The following is a 22,421-nucleotide window of genomic DNA, read 5'->3' on the forward strand; positions in this document are numbered from 1 at the left end:
TCATACGGCGAGGGCGTAGAGACGGCGAGTTCCCCGGGGTGGGGCACGAACTGCGCCACCGATCGCCCGGGTGTGCTGCGGTTTCTGGACTGCCGCCACTGCTGTGTGGATCCGCGGACGACTCCTGTATGCCTGCGAGCAGATTGGTTGAACGCGCAATTTTTATGGCTTCGGCTGTTCGGGAGTCGCTGCGTGACGATCCCCGACCTGCGCGCCGTTCAAATACCCGATAACCAATGGGTCCTAGGGGTTGCAGGTATCGAGCTTTGTGGGTCACGATGGGGATAGTCGCAGGGCAAGGGGCCCTGGTTATAGGGCTATTGGGGGCGATCTTGATTCACATCACGCTTGGTCCGATGCGCTACGTCAATCCCGAACAGGACCAGCTGGGGCGGGATCACGTGGGCTGGGATTCGAACATGGACGACGCTGCCCTGTTCCGCGCCAATCGCGGGTGCTGGGTGCTGGGTGAGCGGGCCGACCGGGAGCAGTATGCGCTGGTGTCGGCGCAGGGCATCGTGCGCCAGGCCATCGAGATCCACGGCCTGGTGTCGGTCGCCGGCGGTCGCCGCGCCATCGAAGGCCGCTATCTGGAGGTGGGCCACCCTGTCCATGACGCCTATGTGGGCAAGCCGCAGCCGGTTGCCGCAGCCCGCAATCCGGTGACCTACTTCGACTCCCCGCATGCGGCCCGGACCTGTGGCTGCGGCTGTGGGGCGCCGGTCACGCTCGGTTGGTTCCTGACCGGCCATGACCAGAAGGCCCTGCATGACCGGGTGGCCAAGATAGGTACTGTGCACCAGTTCATCGAGTGGTTCGACCGCACGTATGCCGAGGGGGAGCGGGCCATGGTGTCCCGCGTCGTCTCCATCGCTCCTCATACGAATGCCAAGAAAGCGTGTAGTGCGCACGGTGCCGGGGCGGGCTGTACGCGGCTGGTCGCGGACGTCGTGTTGAGTGACGCGGGCAGCGAACGCGTCGAGTGGGCCGTCTGTGCCCGCTGGCTCAAGGAGAACTCCGACGCATACGCTTGGCTGCAGCGGCACCCCGTCGAAGCGGCCGAGCTGGACGCGGACTGATTCCGGTCCTGTAGCTCGGGCTCTGTGTATACGCGTTGCTCGGTGGAAGTGCTCCCAGAGGCTCCGCCCTGGCACCCTGGGGTGGAGTCTCTGCGCGTTGGAAGGGAAATCCGCTGCGCGTGGGTTCGATTCCCGTCCTTGAGCTGGCGCGATCGTCCGCTATCTCGTCGGCGCGATCTTGCCGGGCCTCGTTGAGGCCGAGTTGAGGCCGCAAGGACAGGAACAGACCGACAAGGGCTGACTGACCCCAACACGGATAACCGCATCTGACCTGCGAAAACGTCAAGAATGAGCGTTGATCGGCAAGAACCGCCAAGATCCTCAAAGGACTCATAATCCGTCGGCCGTGGGTTCGAGTCCCACCCGCCCCACCTGTGCAGGGCTTTGACCTGCGGAAACGTTCATTTTTGGGTGTCGGAGCGTCAACTTTGCCTGAACGGACTGAATCCGCTGCTCGCGAGTTCGTGCCACGTTGGCCTGCGTAGGTTGATGTCCTTCTGACCTGCGTGGATGTGCATCAACCGAGTGGTGTTCTGCCTGGCTCCCCGGCGACGGGGCATGAATTGAGGCCGTCCTGAGGCCGGAGGTACTCGCGAAGTACGCCGGATGCGTTGTCCGACGAGTCGCCTACCGGTGGATCAAGGCGTTCGTGTGACGGCCGGGGCCTGCGGGCAGTAAGTCTGGCGAACGTCCGAGGAAACTGCCCCAACAGGAAACAGTCCGGAACGCAGGTGTAGCGGCCCTTGAGGGGCCTTCGCCCGTTCCCGCAGGAACGCGACGGCGGGCGGCGATGAGCGGCCTGCCCGAGCGTCGATCGGCCCTCGTGGCGCATGTCGGCCTCGCCCTTAGCTGTCCTGTAGGGAGCGGCTGGGGTCGGGCGCGCGGCGTGCCCGACCCCAGCGTTCACGAAGGTGTGTCGGTCAGGTGTAGTAGCCGCTGGAATCGATGATGAGGTCGGTGGTGCCGGTGCTGTTGTTGTAGAGGGTGATGGATCCGCTGCTGTCGGTGGGGGTGAGGGTGAGGTTGGCGAGGGTGTCGCCGGTGCCCCAGTTGATGTTGCTGGTGGCGGGTTTGCCGGTGCTGGTGGGGTAGACGGTGGCGTTGCCGCCGGCTGTGGGGCCGGTGATGGTGACCATGGCGGCGATGGTGGGGGTGGTTGCCGTGGTGACGTGCTGGGTGATGGTGCTGTTCAGTGTGTAGGCGCTGTTGGCGGCGACGGGGCTGGTGGATCCGCCGATGCCGCTGCGGGTGTCGACGAGGCGGGTGGGGTTGATGGTGTGGAATTTCTGGCCGGTCGTGCTGGTCGTGTAGTAGCCGGAGATGTCGGCGAGGACGGCGGTGGAGCTGGCGTGGACGGAGATGGTGATGGTTCCGGAGGTGCCGATGGGGACGTCGCCGGAGAGTGAGGCGATGGCGTTACCGCTGTTGAAGCTGAGGCTGGTGGCGGCGGTGGGTGCGTATCCGGTGGCGTATGTCTGGAGGTAGCCGGTGCCGGTGGCGTCGGCGGCGGCGAGGTTGATGGCGACGGCGGTGGCGGTGCTGGGGATGCCGTTCTGGCCGGTGATCTGCAGGGTGAAGGTCTTGTCGGCTGCCACGGTGCCGGTGGCGGTCAGGCTGGTGTGGGCGATGCTGGAGCGGGTGTCCAGGGCGCGGACCGCGCTGGTGAGCGGTGTGTAGGTCTGGTCGCCGGTGACGGTGGGGTCGCTGGTGAAGTAGCCGGTGACGTCGACGATGAGTGCGGCGGTGCCGCCGGTGGTGTTGATGTGGGTGTAGAGGTCGATCTTGCCGTCGTTGCCGACGGGGACGATCTGGTAGCCGGTGGCGGTGGTGGAGGCGGTGAAGTTGGTGGATGAGGTCTTGGGGCGTTGGGTGCCGTCGGCGTAGGTGGTGACGTAGCCGCCGTCGGTCTGTGCGGTGGCGGTGACGTCGACGGCGACCGCGGTGACCGAGGCCGGGATCGTGGTGGGTGCGCCACTGACCGGGGAGGTGACCGTGTCGCCCGCGATCTTCAGATGGGTGACGGAGTCGGTCGCAACGGTGCTCGTACCGGCGGTGACGCCGCTGGTGTACGTCAGTCCGCTGCTGGTACGGGTGTCGAGGATGCGGGTGGGGGTGACGGCCTGGTGGTATCCGGCGGGGGTGTAGGGCTGGGCGGGGGGTACGACGGCGCCGGTCCAGGTCTGGACGCGGGCGAGTTCGCCGGTGAAGTAGTCGGCGCGGGCGCTGGTGTGCCAGTCGTCGCCGAGCTGGAAGGTGCCGCTCGCTCCGGTGCTGGGGGCGGTGTGGCTGCCGGTGGCGACGAAGACGTCGTCGACGTAGAGGTTCATGACGCCGGGGGTCTTGTCGTAGGTGGCGGTGAGGTGGGCCCAGGTGCCGAGGTGGACGGTGCCGCCGGTGACGGTGTCGAAGCTCCAGGCGGTGCCGGCCCCGGTGTTGAGGCTGAACTGCCAGCCGTCCGTGGTGGGGATCAGCAGGATCCCTGAGTCCGCGCTGCCGCTCTGGGAGAGGACGGCGCCGCCGTAGGCGGTGGGATCGGCCCAGACGGACACCGTGAAGGACTTCGTCAGGTCCAGCGCCTTGGCGCCCTGGAGGTAGTCGTGGTCCGTGGAGTTGAGTGCGATGTCGGGGTCGAAGAGGCCGTCGGTGGGTGCGGTGACGCCGCTAGTGCCGGTGAGGGTGATCGCGGTGGTGGCCGCGTCGTCGGCGGTCAGGGCCGTGGTGTCGTAGTCGTTGAGCGGCCAGTCGTGGGTGTCGGTGCTCAGGGCCTGGCCGGTGGGAGTGGTCCAGGTAGCGGTGGTGCCGGACAGGGCCATCTCATGGGCGGTGGCCGTGCCGGTGCTGTTCACCGTCCACAGGTCGGGTGTGCCGTCGTTGTTGATGTCGGCGGCCTGAAGGGTGGGCTGGCTGACGGAGTCCCAGCCGGTGGACGCGGCCTCGACGGAAGGGAGCGTGGCGTCGGTGGCGCCGTTGGACAGGGAGTCGTAGGACAGGGTCTGCAGGTTGTTCGGGCTGAGGTACCACAGCTGGCCGTGGGAGGGGTCGCTGGTGTCGGTGCTGGTGTCGCGGGCGAACACGGCCGGTAGTCCGCCTACGAGGGTGCTGGTGATGGTCCAGCCGCTCCAGCCGGTAGTGCAGTTGGTGGTGGTGTTGGTGTTCTGGGCGAGGCAGTAGGGGTTGTAGTCGGCGAGGTCGGTGGCCTGGTCGGCTCCGGGGTAGAGGCCCGCGCCGGGTACGGAGTTCTCGTCGTACAGGGAGCCGTTGATCACCAGCAGGAGATCGGGATAGCCCGTGGGGGTCTCTCCGTTGACGGTGTAGTACAGACCGCCGCCGCTGGCGATGGAGGTGGCGGGGGTGGTGGTGACGGTCGTGGTGTCGCCGTCGCCGGTGGTGGTGGAGGTCAGGGCGAAGACGCCGGTGGAGTTGGTGATGGGGAGGGAGTCGACGGGCTGGAGGCCGGTGCCGTCGCCCTGGCCGCGCAGGATCTCGCCGCTGACGGCACCGGTGGAGGTGTCGTAGCCGTAGTCGAGGACGTCGTTGAAGCCAGCTCCGGTGAAGAAGTGGCCGGTGACGGCCTGGGTGCTGGTGAAGGAGGTGGCGGTCTGGGTGGTCGAGACGCCGTTGCCGTCGATGCCGATGTTCCGGGCGACGGGGTCGACCTTGCCGCTGCCGGTGCCGGTCGCCTGCCAGAGCCCGGCGGGCAGGGAGTTCTTCCCGCCGACGGTCACCAGGTCGGCGTTGCCGTCGCCGTTGAGGTCGTCGCCGACCGCGGTTGCCGGGGCGGCTGCGATAAACCGGTAGTCGTAGGTGTCACCGATGTTGCCGCTGCTGGCGACGGCGGTGACGGTCAGGACGTTGGTCTGTGTGGTCGGCTTCAGCGAGATGGTCGCGGTGTAGGGGCTGGCGCTGGAGGCGGTGATGCTGACCGGGTTGCCGCCGTTGAGCTGGTAGCGGTAACTGCCGGGCGCGGTCGTGGTGTTGGTGTCCGTCACCGTGAAGCCGGCGGCCGTGCCGACCGTGCACAGGCTGTCGCCCGAGGGGCTGTCGGTGAGCTCTGGGCATTGGCTGGTGGTCGAGGTGACGGGGCTGATGGTGGGGGCACCTGGTGCGGTGGGGTCGTAGTAGAAGTGACAGGTCTTCGACTGACTGCTGGTCAGCTTCTGGTCGGTGACGGTGAGGTACCAGGCGAACTCGGTTTTCGCGGTGAGCGCCTGGAACGGCCCGGAGGTACTGGTGTGGGAAAAAAGGGTGCTCGCGGTGGTGCCGCTGGTGGCGTTGATCGCTCGCGTGTAGGCCGTGCTGCTCGACATGTTCTTCAGCGTGAAGTTGCCGGTGAGCGGGCTGGTAGTGCCGTCCGGGTCGGAGACCGCTGCGCGCAGGGTGACGTCGCCCAGGCCCAGAGTGGTGGGAGTGGTGGCGGTGCAACTGGTGGCCGGGCTGGTGGTCAGGGTGGTCGGGGTGTTGGGGGTGTGGTCGTAGGTGGTGGTGATGGTGGCCTGCTTGCTGAACTGCTTCCAGGCCAGGTCGTCGCCTTCATCGGCGGCGCGCAGGCCGAAGGTGGCCTTTGACCACTTGCCGGCGGCAGCCGACTTCATCAGCGAGCTGATGTCGAAGGTAATGTCCGCAGGGCCGCAGGAGGTGGACCAGCCGTGGGCGGCGGTCTGGGTGTCGAGCTTGCTGAACCAGAACTTCTTGTCCGTGTCACTGGAGCTGTGTGAGTTGGACCAGGTGGTGCCGGAGGAGATCGAGGCCGTGTGCCACAGGTCGACTTCCGTCTTGGTGCACGAGGCCGACCAGTTCTCGTAGAAGGAGATCTTGGAAGTGATCGAATCCGGGTCTGCGCCCCAGATGTTGCTGTGGATGCTGGTCTGGAACAGGGCCCGGTTGGTGGAGACGTCGGAGGTCCAGTCGGTGTAGCCGACGTGGAGGGGGCCGGGGGTGGAGGCGGCGGGCTTGTAGAACGAGGTGTCGGGCCACTCGCTGTCGACGAACGCCCACGCCTGGACGGTGTCGGTCTGGCCGGAGGGCACGAAGGTGGGGTCGATGTAGACGGGGTAGACGGTGTCCTTGCCCGTCAGCAGCCGATGGTCGGGCGCGAGCCGTATCTTTCCGGCGTGGTAGGCGGCCTTCAGGCTGGTGGTACGGGCGGCTGTTCCGGGAGAGGCGGGGCTGGAGCTGACCGGGTCGCCGGTGCGGGTGTCGACGCTCTGGCCGGTCTGGGGGTTGGTCGCCTTCGGTGTGCCCGCGGCGGCATGGCGGGAGTCCCACATGGTGGGGGCGGTGGCGGAGAAGACGGTGCGTCCGTGGCGGTCCCTGGCGGTGATGTCGCCGGCCGTGTCGCTGGCCAGACTCACTCCGGTGGCCTTGGTGGACAGATTCAGGCCGGTGAGTGCGGGGTTCGCCGCGGCGGTGGCGTTCTTGACGACCAGTACCTCGCTGAACCCGCCGGTGTCCTGTGCGGTCACGGCGAGATCCACGTCAGGCAGCACACTGTGGTAGGTGGCGGTGGCGCCCGAGAGCGAGGGTGTTCCCAGCGTGAACGCGGCGGGCAAGGACACTGTCAGGGCTCCGTCGCCGGCCCGCATGGTGGCCAGCGGGATGTCCGTGCTGCCGCCGGACAGGGCCAGGGAACTGGTCGACACCTTGGGGGAGATGGTGCCGTCCGCTTGACGCACGAGCGTCGGATCCAGGCTCTTCCATCTCCCGTGCACCAGCTTGCGGACCGGGGCGATGGTCTGTCTGAGCGTCAGCGTGCCGTTCGGGTTCGCGGTGAGGGTTGAGGAGTCCGTGGTCGCGGCCGTCGCCTGGACCGGCTTGCCGGAGGCCCGTGCCTTTGCCAGGGCCTGATCCTCGCTCAGCCCCGGGGAAACGCCGGCCGAAGGGCGGCTGGCTGTGCTGGCGTGTGACGCAGATGTGGCCGCGTGCGCGATGCCGGGAAGCCCCACGGCGCCCGAGACGGCCAGGGCAGTGGCACCGACAATCATGCGGCGCGCCCAGGAACGGGGCAGAGATGTCCGCGAATTGTTTTGCATTTTCTTTCCCCCACTTATTCATGCTGATGGAAAAAAACCGCACTGTATGCCCCCGGCCCACACTGGACGACCTCACGCGAGGGTCAATGTCTCGCAAAATTGCCTCGGCGGTTTTCGTCGTCTGTCGATGCGCTCAGCCGCTGTGGAGTGGAGCTCGGATGCGGCGTTGGGCGCGGCCGGGTCGCGCCACGGTATGAGGATTTAATGGCCCCACGTGCGATTGTGTGACCCAGATCACGGCGTGTACATGCCGTGGATGTCCACTTCTGTTGAAGTTTGGCCATCTTCTCGGGCGGGTTCTTTCCTAACTCATTATTCATTTGGATTGAACCTTCATGTACTTCTTTCCGTCGGGAAGCAATCGCCGCAGCGGTAATAGAGGCTGGCGGTTGTTCGATATTTCGGCATGTCGTCATGGCGAGGGGGAAGCCGTGTCCGGTAGACGGGTGCGCGGAAACAGCGGAGTGGTAAAGGCGCGATACCGGCGCACGGCCGGGAGGCTTCTGGTCGGGTGGGCCGCGGTACTGGCCTGGTCCCTGTGCCTGAGCCTGGCCTTCGGATCGACAGCGACCGCGCTGACACCGTCCACTACGGCCGCGAAGCCGAAGGCGGACCTCGGTCGCTCAGTCACCGGTCTGAAGCCCGTTCCGCACAAGAGCGTGCATCTCTCCGCCGCCACCCGGCACACGGCAGTACCGACCCGGACGGCGTGGCCGGCCGCCAAGACAGGGACTTTGAAACTCGCGGCGCCGAAGCATTCAGCGACCACGGGCTCCAAGGCCACCGCGTCGGGAACACCGGTCTGGGCACGGGCGGTAGCACCCGGCAAGGGCACCTACACGGGCCCGACCACGCTGGGGGTCTCGGTGCAGTCGCGGACCCTGTCCACCCGGCTGGGTGTGTCCGGCCCGGTCTGGTCCCTCGCCACCAGCCAGAGCGCCGGTGCCGGTGCATCTGGCTCGGGCCGAGTGAAAGTGGGCCTGGACTACGGCGCCTTCCGCCAGGCCGTCGGCGGCAACTACGCCTCCCGGCTGCGACTGGTGACACTGCCCGCCTGCGCGCTCACAACCCCTCAGCTCGCCCGGTGCCGCAAGCAGACACCCCTGACATCCCTCAACGACCCCAACAACACAGCCGTATCCGCGGACCTCACGGTCGGCAGCACCGGCTCAGTCAAGAGCGCCGCCTCCACCAGCGTCAGCCAGGCCGCAGCGGGATCGGCGTCCTCGGCTGTCTATAGTGGTGCGGCCTCCAAGTCCGCGACGGCGCAGACAGCCTCGACCTCCGGCGCGGCCACCGTGATCGCGGCCACCGACTCCACCGGGCAGGAGGGCGGGGCCGGAGGGAACTACGCCTCGACCCTGTCGTCCGCGGGCTCCTGGGGGCAGTCAGGCTCGTCGGGCGACTTCACCTACACCTACAAGGTCGACTCGCCTGCGGCCTCGACCTCGCTAGCGCCGGACGCGTCGCTGTCCTACGACTCCGGCAGCGTCGACGGAAAGACCGCCAATACCCAGGCCCAGTCCTCCTGGGTGGGCGACGGGTGGACTACCCAGGACTCCTTCGTGGGGCAGGAGTTCACGCCCTGCGCCGACTCCCCGGAGGGCAGCGCCGGTTCGGTCACCACGACCGACGAGTGCTACGACGGCCCGATCTTGACCATGTCCCTCAACGGATCGTCGACTTCGATCGTCTACGACAAGGACACATCCACCTACAAGTTGTCCGACGACAACGGTGCGACGGTCACCAAGGTGACTAGCTCCTCGAACGGGTCGGGTACCTACGACACGTCGTACTGGGTGATCACGGAGCGGGATGGCACCAAGTACTACTTCGGCCGCAACGAGTTGCCCGGCTGGGCCTCCGGCGACGACGCGACGAACTCGGTGGACTCCGAGCGCGTGTACTCCGCGCACTCCGCTGACCCCTGCTACAACTCCACGGCCACCAGCAGCTTCTGCACCATGGCCTACAAGTGGCACCTGGACTACGTCACCACCCCCACCGGCGACGCGATGGCGTACTACTACAAGCAGGACATCAACTACTACGGCGCCTACAACGGGGCTTCCGAGGTTAAGTACGTGCGCGATTCCTACCTCGTGCACATCGATTATGGCTTCACCACCGCCACAGGCCCCTACGGCACCGTCCCCGACAAGATCGTCTACGGCACCTCGGTTCGCTGCACGTCCACCAGCAGCAACTGCGGCAGTTCGGAGACCTCCTCCAACGCCTCGTACTACCCTGACGTGCCCTACGACTTGGTCTGCGCCTCCGGAGCCACCTGTAGTTCGTACGGCCCCTCCTTCTTCTCCACCGTCCGGCTGACCTCGATCACAACGCAGCAGTACTCGGTCTCCTCCAGTGCGTATGTGACGGTCGACTCCTACGCCCTGACGCAGACCGAGCCGTCGACAGGTGATGCGACCAGCGCGACGCTGTGGCTCTCCTCGGTCCAGCGCACCGGCGCTGACACCACCGCGGGTGGCTCGACCTCGTCGATCCAGATGCCGGCGGTGAAGTTCACCGGCTCGGCGCTGGAGAACCGGGTCAGTACTTCCACCTACCCGGGCCTGTTCCGCTACCGCATCACCGCGATCACAAACGAACTGGGCGGGGTGACCGGGGTCTCCTACACACTGCCGACCGCCTGCTCGACCTCGGCCACACCGTCCTCGAACACTGCGTCCTGTTTCCCGGAGAACTGGACGCCCAGCGGTTACATCAGCCCGATGCTGGACTGGTTTAACAAATACGCGGTCCAGGAAGTCCTGGAGACCGACAGCACCGGCGGTTCGGCAGCCAAGGAGACCGACTACTCCTACAGCGGTGCGGCCTGGCACTACGACGACGACGAGACCACGAAGGCCAAATACCGCACCTACGGTCAGTGGCGCGGCTACCAGCAGGTGACCACCACCACCGGCAACGGCTCCGGCGACGCACAGACCAAGCAGGTCGACTCCTACTACCAGGGCATGGACGGCGACCGGCTCTCGGCCACCTCGAACCGCAGCGTGTCGCTGAGCGACTCCCAGGGCGGCAGCCACACCGACTCCGCCCAACTCAGCGGCCAGATACTGGAGTCCACCTCTTTCCTCGGCAACGGCGGAGGCGTCGACCACTCCACGATCACCTCGTACTGGATCTCCGCGGCCACCGCGACCCGCACCCGCTCCGGGCTGCCGGACCTGACCGCCAACGCTACGAGCACCGCCGAGGCATGGACCCGGCAGCGGCTGACCGACGGCGGCACCACCAGTTGGCGCTACACCGAGACCGACACCACGTACGACGCGACCCGCTCCGACGACGACTTCGGCCTGCCGACCTACGCCTACACGCACACCGTGCCGGCCAGCACCGCCTACGACCAGTGCACTGCCACCACGTACGCCCCGGCCAACACCAGCGCCAACATCGTCGGCCTGGTTTCCGGCGCCGAAGTGGACTCGGTTGCCTGCTCGGGCTTCAGCGAGGGATCCGTCACCTCTGTCCCCGACGGACTGAACACCCTCGGCGCACCTACCAGCGTCAACCGTCCTGACCAGGTGGTCTCCGCCACCCGGACGCTTTACGACGACACCGCCTTCTCCACCGCCTTCCCGCAGGCCGCCGCCCCGACCATGGGCCTGGTCACGATGACCCGCAAGGCCACCGACTACGGTTCGGGCGCCTTCACCTGGCGCACCACCGCGAAGAACACCTACGACAGCACCTACCACCGCCTGTCCAGCACGGCCAACGGCAACGGCAATACCACCACGACCGCCTATACGGTCAACTCCGCCTACCTGACCACCGGACAGACCGTCACTGAACCCACCGTGAGCGGTGTCGCCCACACCACCAGCTCGACACTGGATCCGGAACGCGGGCTCACACTCACCAGCACTGATGCCAACCATGTGGTGACGACCGTCCAGTACGACGCGCTGGGCCGGGCGACGTCGGTGTGGAAGAACTCGCGCGCCACCACCGCACTGGCGAACCTGACCTACACCTACACCCTGTCCAGCACCTCCCTCTCGGGCGTGGTGACCAACACCCTCAACGACAACAGCGGCTACCTCACCTCGGTCAGCATCGAGGACTCCCTCGGCCGCACCCGCCAGACTCAGACCTACACGCCGCAGGGCGGCCGTCTGATCGACGACACCCTGTACGACTCGCGCGGCTGGACGGCGAAGAAGAACACCGACTACTGGGACTCCGCCACCACACCGACACTCGGGCTGAAGTCGGTGGCCGACAACCAGGTCGCCGAGCAGGACGTGTTCACCTACGACGGTCTCGGTCGGCAGGTTTACGACATCTCCGAGAAGAACGCGGTGATCGTCTCCACCACGACCACGGTCTACAACGGCGACGCCACCACCGTCATCCCGCCCGAAGGCGGGGTCACCAAGACCACGCGCACCGACCCGGCCGGCCGCACCAGCGAACTCGACGAGTACACCGCCGCACCCACACTGACCACGCCGCTGAACCTCGCCACCGGAGTCTTCTACCTCACCGGGGGCACCAAAACCGCGACCACTTACGGGTTCGACGGCCACAACCAGCAGTCCACCACCACCGACGCCAAGAACCAGGTGTGGACCAGCACTTACGATCTGGCCGGCGAGGTGGTCTCCAAGACCGACCCCACCGCCGGAACGACCTCCGCCATGACCTACGACGCGGACGGCAACCTGCTGCAGGCCCAGGACTCCCGCGGCCAGTACGTCTCCTACACCTACGACGCGCTCGACCGTAAGACCGGCCAGTACGCCGCCTCCACCGCCGGCCAGACCGCCTACGCTTCCACCAGCTCACCGGGAAACCAGACCGCGGCCTGGGTCTACGACAACTCCAACACCGCGATCTCCGGTATGACCTACCCGGTCGGGCACGTCACTACCGCCACCTCCTATAGCGGCGGCTATGCCTACGTACAGCAGGCGGTGAACTTCAACGTCTTCGGTGAGTCCCTGGGCGAGGAGACGATCGTTCCCCCGGGTGCGCAGGGCACCGCGCTGGGCAAGACCTGGAAGATCACGCACTCCTACACCAGCGTGAACGGTCTGCTGTGGACCGACGGTTACGCCCTCGGCGGCGGCCTGCCAGCGGAAACCGTCACCCATGGCTACAACAACGACGACGAACTCAACGCCGTCGTAGGAACCTATAGCTACGTGCAGAGCACTGCCTACAGCGCCTACAACCAGGTCGCTCAGGTCCAGCTCGGCTCTTCCACCTCCTACGCCACCGTCACTGACGGCTACGACGCACACACCGGGGACCTGACGGACCAACTCGTCACACGCTCCAGCACCACCCCCGCCACCATCGACGAGACCGCTTACACCTACGACCTCTCCGGCAACATCACCCACCAGACCGAGACCCGCTCCGGCTCCAGCACCACGGCCGAAACCCAGTGCTACACCTACGACACCCTCGACCGCCTCACCACGGCCTGGACCACGGCCTCAACCGCCACCAACACCTGCGACACCACGCCCACCAGCAGTAACCACAGCACTGTCGGAGACGGCATCACCGGCGGTACCTACTGGACCAGCTGGACCTACGACGACATCGGCAACCGGCTCACCCAGACCCAGCACACCGTCTCCGGCACCGGCAGCGACACCCTCACCACCAGCGGCTGGTCCAGCAGCCAGCCCAACACCATGACCAGCACCACAACCACAGGCGGCTCGACCGGCTCAACCAGCTACGTCTACGACGCCGCCGGAAACACCACCACCCGCGACACCAGCACCGGCGACCAGACCCTCCTCTGGAACAACGCCGAGCAGCTGACCAGCGTCTCCAACAGCACCACGGGCACCGCCACCAGCTACATCTACGACGCAGAGGGCAACCTCCTGCTGCAGATAGACCCCACTACGACCACCCTCTATCTCGGCAGCGAACAGATCACCCTCAACGACTCTGCCGGCACCGCCACCGGCGTGCGCTATTACAGCGCCCCCGGCGGCACCACCATCGTCCGTACCGGCACCGGCACCAATTACGGCTTCGAACTCGCCGCCGACCAGCACGGAACCAACAGCCTCTACCTCGACTACACCGCCCAGACCCCCACCTGGCGCCAGTTCGACCCCTACGGCAACACCCGTGGGACAACGACCACCTGGGCCGACAACCGCACCTTCCTCAACAAAACCACCGACACCACCACCGGTCTCACCGATATCGGCGCCCGCGAATACGACCCCACACTCGGCCGATTCATCAGCCTCGACCCCGTATTCATTGCCACCAGCCCACAAGAGCTCGGCGGATACACCTACGCCGGCGACAACCCCGTCAGTGGGAGCGACCCCACCGGCCTGTGCATGGCGGACATCTGCGGTGTCGGCACACCGAAGGGCAATGTGGTCGGCGGTTCGAGCGGCATCATCACCGACGGGCCCGTCGACCCCGGATACAACAGCGCAGGCTACTGCCACAATGGCTCATGCGGCCGGACCCACTACAACACGAGCTGGGGCACAGCACACAGCGGATCCAACTCCTCGACGACGACCGCATCGACGAAGGCCGCCGAAGCCGCCAAGGTGGCGGCACAGCGGGAGGCGGCGGCCAAGAAACGCGCCGCCGCCATGCACGACGACAGCATCCGGAACAGCACGGTCGAATGGATCCACAGAAATGCCGGATGGATGGGCGACGTACACGAGACCGGCAATGCGATCGGAGTGGGCGCCGATGCGTTCGCGGCAGGTTGTGAGCTTGCCAGTTGGGGTATTTGTACCGTGGCGGCAGTCCCGGCGGAAGCTGTTGGGATAGGGGCATTTGCGGTAGGTGGTTTGTTCGACATACCACTTGTAGTCGACGGGTGCGACCGCTATGGCAACTTCCACAGCTGCTACCAGGCGTCTCTGGGCTTGGTTGAAGATATGGTGGGCATCGGCTTTGTGCCAGGATTGAAATCCGCCCTTAATGACGGAGTTGTGGCAAGGGGAGGGAGCTGGGTCGGAGGACAGGCAACAAGGGCAGGAAGGTGGATTGGGGGCCTGTTCCGATCGTCAGGCGCGTGATGACGTGAGGGTTGAGTGAGATGATCTTCTGCGCTGTCGGTGCCCCTGTTCGGGGGCGGTGTAGCGGATCCTGCAGGAGGGGGTGGGCGTGGAATCAAATTGAGTTGTCGGGTGTAGTCAATATCGAAAGTGCCGGGGTAGAGATTCACGTATCCCGCAAATGGAATGGCGGTGATTCTTGATGGCAGGCGGACGGTCAGTGCGGCCGAACGGTGTGAACGTAATAGTTTCCGTTCCGAAAAGCTGGATCTGGACGGCAAGTGTCCTCTGTACTGCCTTCATGGAGGTCATAGCCTGGACCCGATTGGAGACTTTCCTTTCCATCCTGTGGGTGGTAATGAATGTCCTTCTGTTGTTCCTTTCCGTGACCATCGCGTTCTCGCATGCGAGCGTAATTGACCATACCTTGACCGTCGATAATTTCACCTCTAAGGAATCCGTCAACCTTGACGAATTGGCGTATGTCAGCGCCGAGCGAAAGGGGAAGGGGAATGGCTGGGTGATCGTATTGACCGACAAGGGCGGGGCGCGGGCGAATTTGAAACTAAACGGAATTCGCGCCGTGGATCGTCGCCTTCTGCTCGAAGCGTTGACGCGATTCATTGAACGCGACCAGGTAGATAAGCGTGGGCCGCTGGCGCAGGTCATGCGGGAAAATTCTTGGTTTCCGCGTGAAGGCAGGCGCTCCTGACATCGCTGAACCCCGATCCGCCGGTCGCTGATCGCGGGCGCATGGCCGGAAGGTCACCGTCGAGCAGCGCGGGCGTACGGCGTTGTCAGCGGCCGCTGCGGCCGTAGAGGAGGCAGAACAGGCGCTCCGAGCTGCAGGGTGCGTCCGGGCGGACGCCCGGCACGGAGGCGGAAGGCGGTTGGTTGTGACGCGGTGGAGGGACGGACAGGTCTTCGGCCGGATGCTCATCCTGGGCTTCGCCGTCTTCGGAGTATGGACTCTCTGGCATAGCTCCGATCTATCCTTCTTCAAAGTATCGGCTATGGCCGGAGCCTTTTCGCTGCTTGTGCTGTACGCCTTGAGTCATCTGCGACCTGGGGTGCGCAGCGAGCGCGATGCGCTCGTTGTTAGGAATTTCTCCGCCACATACACGATTCCCTGGGCAAGTATCCGAGACGTGGATGTGAAGGCAGGGCGGGGCGTTCACGTCCGCATCGAAGGTCGGGAAAAGCCGCTGTCGCTTGAAGCATTCAACGGATGGCCCGCTGTCGGAAGAGCTGTACGCATCCGTGATGAAATCGACGTGGCGCGGCGCGCCAGTGTTGGGGAGCCCAGTGGCGAAGTGGTCGAGGAGCCGTCCCGTGGCTACACGGAGTTGGTTCTCGTCATTCTGATCGTCATCATGCTCGGTGTGTATTTGTTCGAAGGTGCCCGCTGGCTCATTGACCGTTAGCACGGTGGTCCGTTTCGTGGCCGGAGTCCCCTGTGTGCTCTGGGGTGAATAATCATATCCCGGACGTGGTGTACGGCTGACGCTACGTGAGGCGTCAGCCGTGGTGAGGTACGCCCCGGATTCTGGACACCTCCTTCCCGGATCCAGCGATCCCGTCTTTCAAGAGATATCCACAATTTGAGGCAAACCTCACTTCTTTGAGTGGGGTCCAGAATCTCTCTGCGGTCGCGTTGTCGAAGCGCGATCCGGTGTGTCCGCAACTGTTCCGCAGTCCCAACTGCCCCTATTCTGCCGCCGAATTGGGTCGAGGTGTATTCGCTTCCGCAGTCGCTGAGCCCCTTTCGAGTTGGCAGTGCTGACCGCGAGTTGTGTCCGTGCGCTACTAACTTTGGTTACATAGCTCGTGATTGACCGTTCAAGAAGACTTTTCTTAGCAACGATGTTTAGCTTGTGGCTACGGCCGCAGAGGCTTCGCCCCAGCAGCTGGGGTGGAGCCTCTGCGCGTTGGAAGGGAAATCCGCTGCGCGCGGGTTCGAACCCTGTCCTTGAACTGGCGCGATCGTCCTCCATTTCTTCAGTTCGATCCTGCCGGGCCTCATTGAGGCCGACTTGAGGCCGCAAGGACAGGAACAGACTGACAAGGGCTGACTAGCCCCAACATGGATAACCGCATCTGACGCGTAAATAGCAGCAGGTCAGGGTGGGTGTAGGCAGGGCTGGGTGCCCGGTGGCCGTGGTGGCGCCGGGTGCCGTGGCTCGGGTCGGTCAGGCTGTGCCTTCCAGCGGGTTGAGGGTGACGGTGTAGCCGAGCTGGTTGAGCGCGTTGATCGCGCGGTGGGTGGCGCGTTCGGGGTCGCGCCGGGCGAAGTAGGTGCCGCCGAGTTCGCAGTAGGGGACGTTGTCGGTGAGCATGTGCCAGATTGCGGTGATGATCGAGTGCTCGACGGCGACCAGGGCCCGGAGCGGACCGCGGCGGGCGGTCAGGCGTTTGTACCGGGCCTGCAGGTAGGTGTCCTTGGTCCTCACGGCGCCGAACGCGGCGAGGCCGAGGGCGCCTTTGAGATACGGGTTGCCGGGCCGGACCCTGGTGTTCTTGGTGCGGCCGGCGGACTCGTGGTGGCCGGGGCAGACCCCGGCCCAGGAGGCGAGGTGCTTGGCGGAGGCGAACCGGCTCATGTCGCTGCCGGTCTCCGCGATGATCACCTCGGCGACGGCCCGGTTGATCCCGGGGACGGTGTCCAGGAGGTCGAGTGCGGGACGAAAGGGGGCCATCGCCTCCTCGATCCGCTGGTCCAGCTGCCGGATCGCGTCGGTGAGCTGGTCGTAGTGGTCCAGGTGCAGCCGGGTCAGGAACGCGTGGTGGGCGCGGAAGCGCCCGGTCAGGGCCTCGGTGAGCTCGGGGATCTTGTTGCGGAGCTTGCGCCTGGCCAGCTGGGCGAGGACCTGCGGGTCGCGTTCCCCGGAGGTCAACGCCTCCAGCATGGCGCGGCCGGAGACGCCCATGATGTCGGAGGCGACCGCGGACAGTTTGATCCCGGTGTCCTCCAGCAGTTTCTCCAGGCGCTGCACGATCTGTCCGCGCTCGCGGGTCATCTGGGTGCGGGCCCGGGTCAGGTCCCGTAGTTCGCGCACCGGTTGGGGTGGCACGAAGGAGGGGCGGACCAGTCCGTGGGCGCCGAGCTGGGCCAGCCAGGCGGCGTCGGAAACGTCGGTCTTGCGGCCTGGCAGGTTCTTGACCTGCCGGGCGTTGACCAGGATCACGTTCAGGCCCTCGGTCAGCACGTAGTAGAACGGTTTCCAGTAGTCCGAGGTCGCCTCGATCACCACCAGCGTGACCCGTGCGGCGAGCAGATGGTCCCGCAGTTCCAGGACCGCGTTCGTCGTCGATCCCCACGTCGTGGTCTCGGTCGTGAAGGACCCCCGCCGCTTCGAACTCGGGGTGCGGACGCACGCTTTGGCGTCCTTCTTGCTGATGTCGAGGCCGGCACAGCGTTCGTGCAGCACGTCCACGGTCTTGCCCCCTCCCTCGCCGGACGGCCGGTTACGCCGTTCCGGGAGGGCCAGGGCGAATCAGGAATTCTGACGCACGTGCTCACAGCAACACTCCACGGTTCCCGTGGTCGGCCCCCAGCACCACGCTGACCTGCGAGCTCACCGGCATCACAGAAGCATCGGTTTCGGCCGGAACGAACTCTGCCAGCGTCCCGGACCGATACCAGCGCCGTCAGGGCAGACAGAAGCACCTCCAGCGCGCCACGGGATTTACCACGCCCCCGGCGCGCACCGAAGGTGCGCTGAGTCGCTGACCTGCGAAAACGTCAAGGATGAGCGTAGATCGGCAAGGGTCGCCAAGATCCTCAAAGGACTCATAATCCGTCGGCCGTGGGTTCGAGTCCCACCCGCCCCACCACGCACCTCCAATACCTTGCGGAAACGTCTCATCAGGTCCGTGAAATCAGGCCTTTGGGGTGCGTGTCCGGCCGATGCCGGCCAGGGCCAAGCTCACCTCTCCGCCGGGTGGATCACGGCGACAGGACAGTCCGCGCGGTGCAGGGCCACCCTGCTGACCGGGGTCGGCAGCAGACCCGTACGGCGGCTCCGGCCTCGCGCACCGATCACGACGAGCTGTGCTCGGGTGCTCGCCTCGACGAGCGCCCGGCTGAGCCCGCCCCGGACGCGGGCGCGGTGCGTGGTGACGTCCGGGTGCTTCCCGCTCTGCACGGACAGGGCTTCGGCGAAGGCGTTGTACGACCGGCCGTGCCACGCGGTCGTCCTCTCCAGCACGACCAGGTCCGTGCCACGTGCCGCCGCCTCGGCGTAGGCGAACTCCACCGCTTCCCGGACTTCCTGCGCGTGGCCGCCGACCAGCACGACGGGACCGGCCGGGTCCGGCCTGCCGCGCACCACCAGCATCGGCGTACGTCCGTGGGCCGCCAACTGCCCGGCGACCGAGCCACGTCGCAGCGACCCGGACCTGCCCGGCGGACGGCCGCCGACCACGAGGAGGGACGCCCCACGGGACTCGCACTCCAGCACCGCCACGGGGGAACCCATCAGGACCTCGTGCGTCACGCGGAGACGGGGCGCGACATGGACGGCCCATCGCTCGGCCTCGCTCAACGCGCCCTTCACCACTCGGCACGCCCCCGCTCCGCTCCGGTCCCAGGGCGGAACACCGGGTGACACCTGGGCTGTCGGCCACTCATAGGCGTGCGCCAACCGGAGTTCCACCCCGATGCGATCGGCCTCGTGCGCCGCTGCCTCCACCGCGGGCATCCCTGACTGCGAGCCATCGACTCCCACTACGACCGGGCCGCTCATGACGGTCCTCCCTTCACCACACGTCGTCTCGGAACCCTGGGCGCCTCGCGCGGCGTTCGCCGGCGGGCGACCGGGTGCTGCCGGATCCGTGACCTCGCGGTGCCGGCCCGGCAGCACCCGGCTTGCTCCCCAGGACTCAGACTCGCCCCGGCGCCGCGCACCCGACAGGGCCGGACGGGTACCCGAAGCGGGCCGTCCGGCCCTGACTCGGCTCCCTGCCACGGCAGGAGACGAAGGGTCAGCAGACGGAGGAGCAGATGGAGAAGCAGAAGACGAGGAGGGGAAGACGGAGAGTCAGGAACGGGGCGACAGGGCCGCGAGCGGCGGGGCGGTGAGGGGCGTGCGGTTACTCCGTCGGCACCGGGACCCGCCACACCACCGTGGTGCCGCCGCCGTCGGGACTGCCCAACTCCAGCTCCCCGCCCAGCTGTTTGGCCCGTTCCGTCATGTTCCGCAGCCCGCTGCGGCGGCCGTCCGCCGGAATGCCGGCGCCGTTGTCGGTGACCGTCAGCCGGACCTGGTGGGAGTCGGCGGTGATGGAGATGTCGGCACGGTCGGCGTGAGCGTGTCGGGCGATGTTGGTGAGGGCCTCGGAGAGGACGGCCATCAGGTGGTCGGCGGTCTCGCGCGGCACCCGGGTCTCCACCAGTCCCTCCATCCGCACGCTCGGCGCGAAGCCCAACACCGGAGCCGCCTCGCCCACGACGCGCATCACACGTGCCCGCAGGCCGTCCCCGCCGGTGCCTCCCCGTGAGCGCAGCCCGAAGATCGTCGACCTGATGATCTTGATGGTCTCGTCGAGGTCGTCCACCGCGCGTACGACACGTTCGGCCGCTTCGGGGTGGTCGATGAAGCGGCTCGTGCTCTGGAGGGTCATGCCCGTGGCGAAGAGCCGTTGGATGGCGAGGTCGTGCAGGTCCCGGGCGATGCGGTCGCGGTCCTGGAGCACCGCGATCTCCTGTGCGTCCCGGCGCCGTTCGGCCAGTTCCATCGCGATGGCCGCCTGCGCGGCGAAGGCCTGCAAGGTCTCGGTCTCCGTCGACGTGAACGGCTGCCGCCCGGTTTCGCGCGCCAGGAGGACGACGCCGCGCACGCCCGCCTCGCCGGTGCCGATGGGGAGGGCCACGGCGGGGCCGAGTCCCCCGAAGCGGGGTGGCTCCAGGGAGATGCGTCCGTCGTGGCCGACGTCAGGGCTGGTGACAGGGGTGGCGCCGGAGAAGGCCAGGCCCATCAGACTGCGGTCCATGGAGAGTACGAGCCCTTTGTGGGCCTCGGCGTCCATACCGACGGCGATCTCCACGGCCAGCGACCCAGTGTCCTCCATCGGCAGGGCGACCGCCGCGAGGGCGGAGCCCGTGATCTCGCCGGCCCGCTCGGCGATCAGGGCGAGGACCTTGGTGCGGGAGTCGCCGGACATCAGGCTGTGGGTGATCTCCGCGTTCGCCCGCAGCCAGCGTTCCCGCAGCCGGGACTCCTCGTACAGACGGGCGTTGTCGATCGCGACGCCGGCCGCCACCGCCAGCGTGGACAGGACCGACTCGTCCTCGTCGTCGAAGTGCGCTCCGGCACGCTTCTCGGTCAGGTACAGGTTGCCGAAGATCTGGTCACGTACCCGGATGGGGACCCCGAGGAAGGTGTTCATCGGCGGGTGGTTGGCAGGGAAGCCGTACGAGGCCTGGTGCTCGGAGATCTTCACGAGGTGCAGCGGCTCGGGGTGGCGGATCAGCTCGCCGAGGATGCCGTGGCCCTCCGGATACGGGCCGATGCGGGCGATCTGCTCCTCGGTGACCCCGATCGTGTGGAAGGCGGACAGCCGCGCGCCGTCGGGACCGATCACGCCGAGCGCCGCGTACTCGGCGTCGACGAGCACCGCGGCGGCCTCGACGATGCTGTGCAGGACCTGCTCCAGCTCCAGCTCCCTGCCGACGGAGAGCACCGCCTCCAGCAGGCTGTGCACCCGGTCGCGGGTGCCGCGGGCCGCGTCCAGCCGCGCCTGGAGCTCCTCCAGCAACTCGTCCAGCTTCAGCTGCGGCAGCCGTACGCGGGCCTCACGGGCCTCTTCGGGGCTTCCCACCTGTGTCTCCTCGGGCCTGGGGGCGGGCGGGCACCGGCCGCGCCGGACACAGGTCACGCTACCGGCGCGCAACGCGCGGTGGTATGGAATCGGCTTCCGTACCACCTGCTGGTGCGGAAGCCGGGTTCACCGGCCGACCGGGGTCGCACCAGGGCCGTCCGGTCTCCGATCAGGGCCCATCGGCTCTTTGTCCGGGCCGTGGCCGAGGAGACAGTGGAGGCAGAAGCGGCACCGATCCCCCGCGGTGTCGCTCCGCCGCATATCCGGCGATCCGAGGAAACGAGTACCGAACGGTACGGAATCCATCATGGTCAACGACGACAACCGACCGATCCCTTCGAGGCCCCGCCGCCGCGTCGAGCTGGACAGCGTGTCGTTGGGGAGGATCGTCTTCACCCGGCACGCGCTGCCGACCGTACGCCCGGTCAACCACGTCCTGGACCACGGCGACATCGTCATCCGCACCCACGATGGTTCGGCCGTGGGTGGAGAGGGACATGGATCGCACGATCCGTATCCGCCCCGGCCTGGTCACCGGCGTCCTGCTCACGCCGACGGCCGGTCAGCCCATGGGGACGAGGACGACGGGGCAGTGTGAGTGGTGCAGGAGGGTGTGCGCGACCGGGCTCAGGTGGCCGCTGTGCCGCCCGCCCGGCCGACGCGATCCGATGACCACCACGGAGGCGTCCCGGGTGGCGTCCACCAAGGCCTGCGCCGGAGCCGTGCGGACCGTCCGGTTCCCGACCTCGACCCCGGGGTGCTGGCCCTGTGTCCCGGCCATGGCGAAGCGCGCCACGGGGCCGTACAGGACACGCAGGCGCACACCGCGCGACTCCGCCTCGTCGAGGGCGTAGCGGGCAGCCTCCGTATCGGTGTCGGTCGCTGGACCGAGCAGCACGTCGCGGTGGTCGTCGTAGGGGCGTTCCCCGCGTACGACCATCAACGGGCCCCGCGCCTGCGCGGCGAGGCGCGAGCTGACCGCGCCGCACACCCGCCCGGCGAGCTCGCCGAGCCCCCGGGTGCCGACGACGGTGAGTACCGCGTCCGCGCTCTCGCGGGCCAGCGCCCGCACGGCGCCGTCCTCCACGGCCCTGGTCTCCACGGGCACGGCGGGATGGCGTTCGCGCACACGGGAGGCGGCGGACGCCAGAATCGGACCGGCTTCGTCGCGGTCGGGAACGGCGTACACCACACGCAGCGTGGCGCCGCGCCGTGCCGCTTCCTCCGCGGCCCGGTCCAACGCCCGTACGGAGACCAGTGAGCCGTCCACTCCGACGACCACGTGGTGGAGAGTCATGGGCCTGCTTCCCTTCGGTGCGCGGCGCGAGCCGGGAGAGTGCTTCCAGTGACGATGCTCGTCGTCCGCCGGCGCGCGGGACAGGAGCCGTCGGGGCACGTCAGAACGCCGAACGGCCCGTGGGGACAGGGCCGTTCGGCGTTCGGCGAGCTTGAGG

9 protein-coding genes and 1 pseudogene are annotated in these 22,421 nt (G+C 67.0%); 5 read left to right on the top strand and 5 right to left on the bottom strand.

The annotated features are described in order from the left end of the window. The first annotated feature begins 356 nt into the window (after nt 1–356). Nucleotides 357–1,079, top strand: coding sequence for a hypothetical protein (locus tag OG714_RS34700; protein WP_329249209.1), 723 nt, complete (start codon nt 357–359; stop codon nt 1,077–1,079). Between the two features lie 920 nt (nt 1,080–1,999). Here the strand turns inward: OG714_RS34700 and OG714_RS34705 are convergent. After that, nucleotides 2,000–7,060: a LamG-like jellyroll fold domain-containing protein gene (locus OG714_RS34705; protein WP_406126987.1), complete on the bottom strand. Its 5,061-nt coding sequence runs from the start codon at nt 7,058–7,060 to the stop codon at nt 2,000–2,002. A 512-nt stretch (nt 7,061–7,572) separates the two neighbouring features. Here OG714_RS34705 and OG714_RS34710 point away from each other — a divergent pair. From OG714_RS34710 to OG714_RS34720, 3 genes are all read left to right on the top strand, one after another. Continuing rightward, nucleotides 7,573–14,169, top strand: coding sequence for an RHS repeat domain-containing protein (locus OG714_RS34710; RefSeq protein ID WP_406126989.1), 6,597 nt, complete (start codon nt 7,573–7,575; stop codon nt 14,167–14,169). Nucleotides 14,170–14,449: 280 nt separating this feature from the next. Then, nucleotides 14,450–14,860, top strand: a complete 411-nt coding sequence (locus OG714_RS34715) for a hypothetical protein (RefSeq protein WP_328683523.1) — start codon at nt 14,450–14,452, stop codon at nt 14,858–14,860. Nucleotides 14,861–15,080: 220 nt separating this feature from the next. Beyond that, a complete protein-coding gene (locus OG714_RS34720; RefSeq protein WP_328683524.1) occupies nt 15,081–15,572 on the top strand; it encodes a PH domain-containing protein in 492 nt (163 codons plus the stop codon). Between the two features lie 765 nt (nt 15,573–16,337). On the opposite strand, the gene OG714_RS34725 is transcribed toward OG714_RS34720, so the two are convergent. The 3 genes from OG714_RS34725 to OG714_RS34735 all read right to left on the bottom strand — a co-directional run bounded on the left by OG714_RS34725 (nt 16,338) and on the right by OG714_RS34735 (nt 20,967). After that, nucleotides 16,338–17,582, bottom strand: a complete 1,245-nt coding sequence (locus tag OG714_RS34725) for an IS110 family transposase (RefSeq protein WP_405969036.1) — start codon at nt 17,580–17,582, stop codon at nt 16,338–16,340. Nucleotides 17,583–18,074: 492 nt separating this feature from the next. After that, on the bottom strand, nt 18,075–18,893 hold the full coding sequence (locus OG714_RS34730; RefSeq protein ID WP_406126991.1) for a universal stress protein: 819 nt from the start codon (nt 18,891–18,893) through the stop codon (nt 18,075–18,077). Between the two features lie 346 nt (nt 18,894–19,239). Beyond that, a complete protein-coding gene (locus tag OG714_RS34735) occupies nt 19,240–20,967 on the bottom strand; it encodes a GAF domain-containing protein (RefSeq protein ID WP_406126993.1) in 1,728 nt (575 codons plus the stop codon). A gap of 307 nt (nt 20,968–21,274) precedes the next feature. Here OG714_RS34735 and OG714_RS34740 point away from each other — a divergent pair. Then, a pseudogene (locus OG714_RS34740) lies at nt 21,275–21,451 on the top strand (pyridoxamine 5'-phosphate oxidase family protein); the annotation flags it as partial. A gap of 78 nt (nt 21,452–21,529) precedes the next feature. Here the strand turns inward: OG714_RS34740 and OG714_RS34745 are convergent. Further along, nucleotides 21,530–22,264 carry a universal stress protein gene (locus OG714_RS34745; protein ID WP_406126995.1) on the bottom strand — a complete coding sequence of 245 codons (735 nt, stop codon included), beginning with the start codon at nt 22,262–22,264 and terminating at the stop codon, nt 21,530–21,532. Nucleotides 22,265–22,421 lie beyond the last annotated feature (157 nt).

Source organism: Streptomyces sp. NBC_00989 (genome assembly GCF_045162655.1).
In the GTDB taxonomy this organism is placed as follows: Bacteria; Actinomycetota; Actinomycetes; order Streptomycetales; family Streptomycetaceae; genus Streptomyces.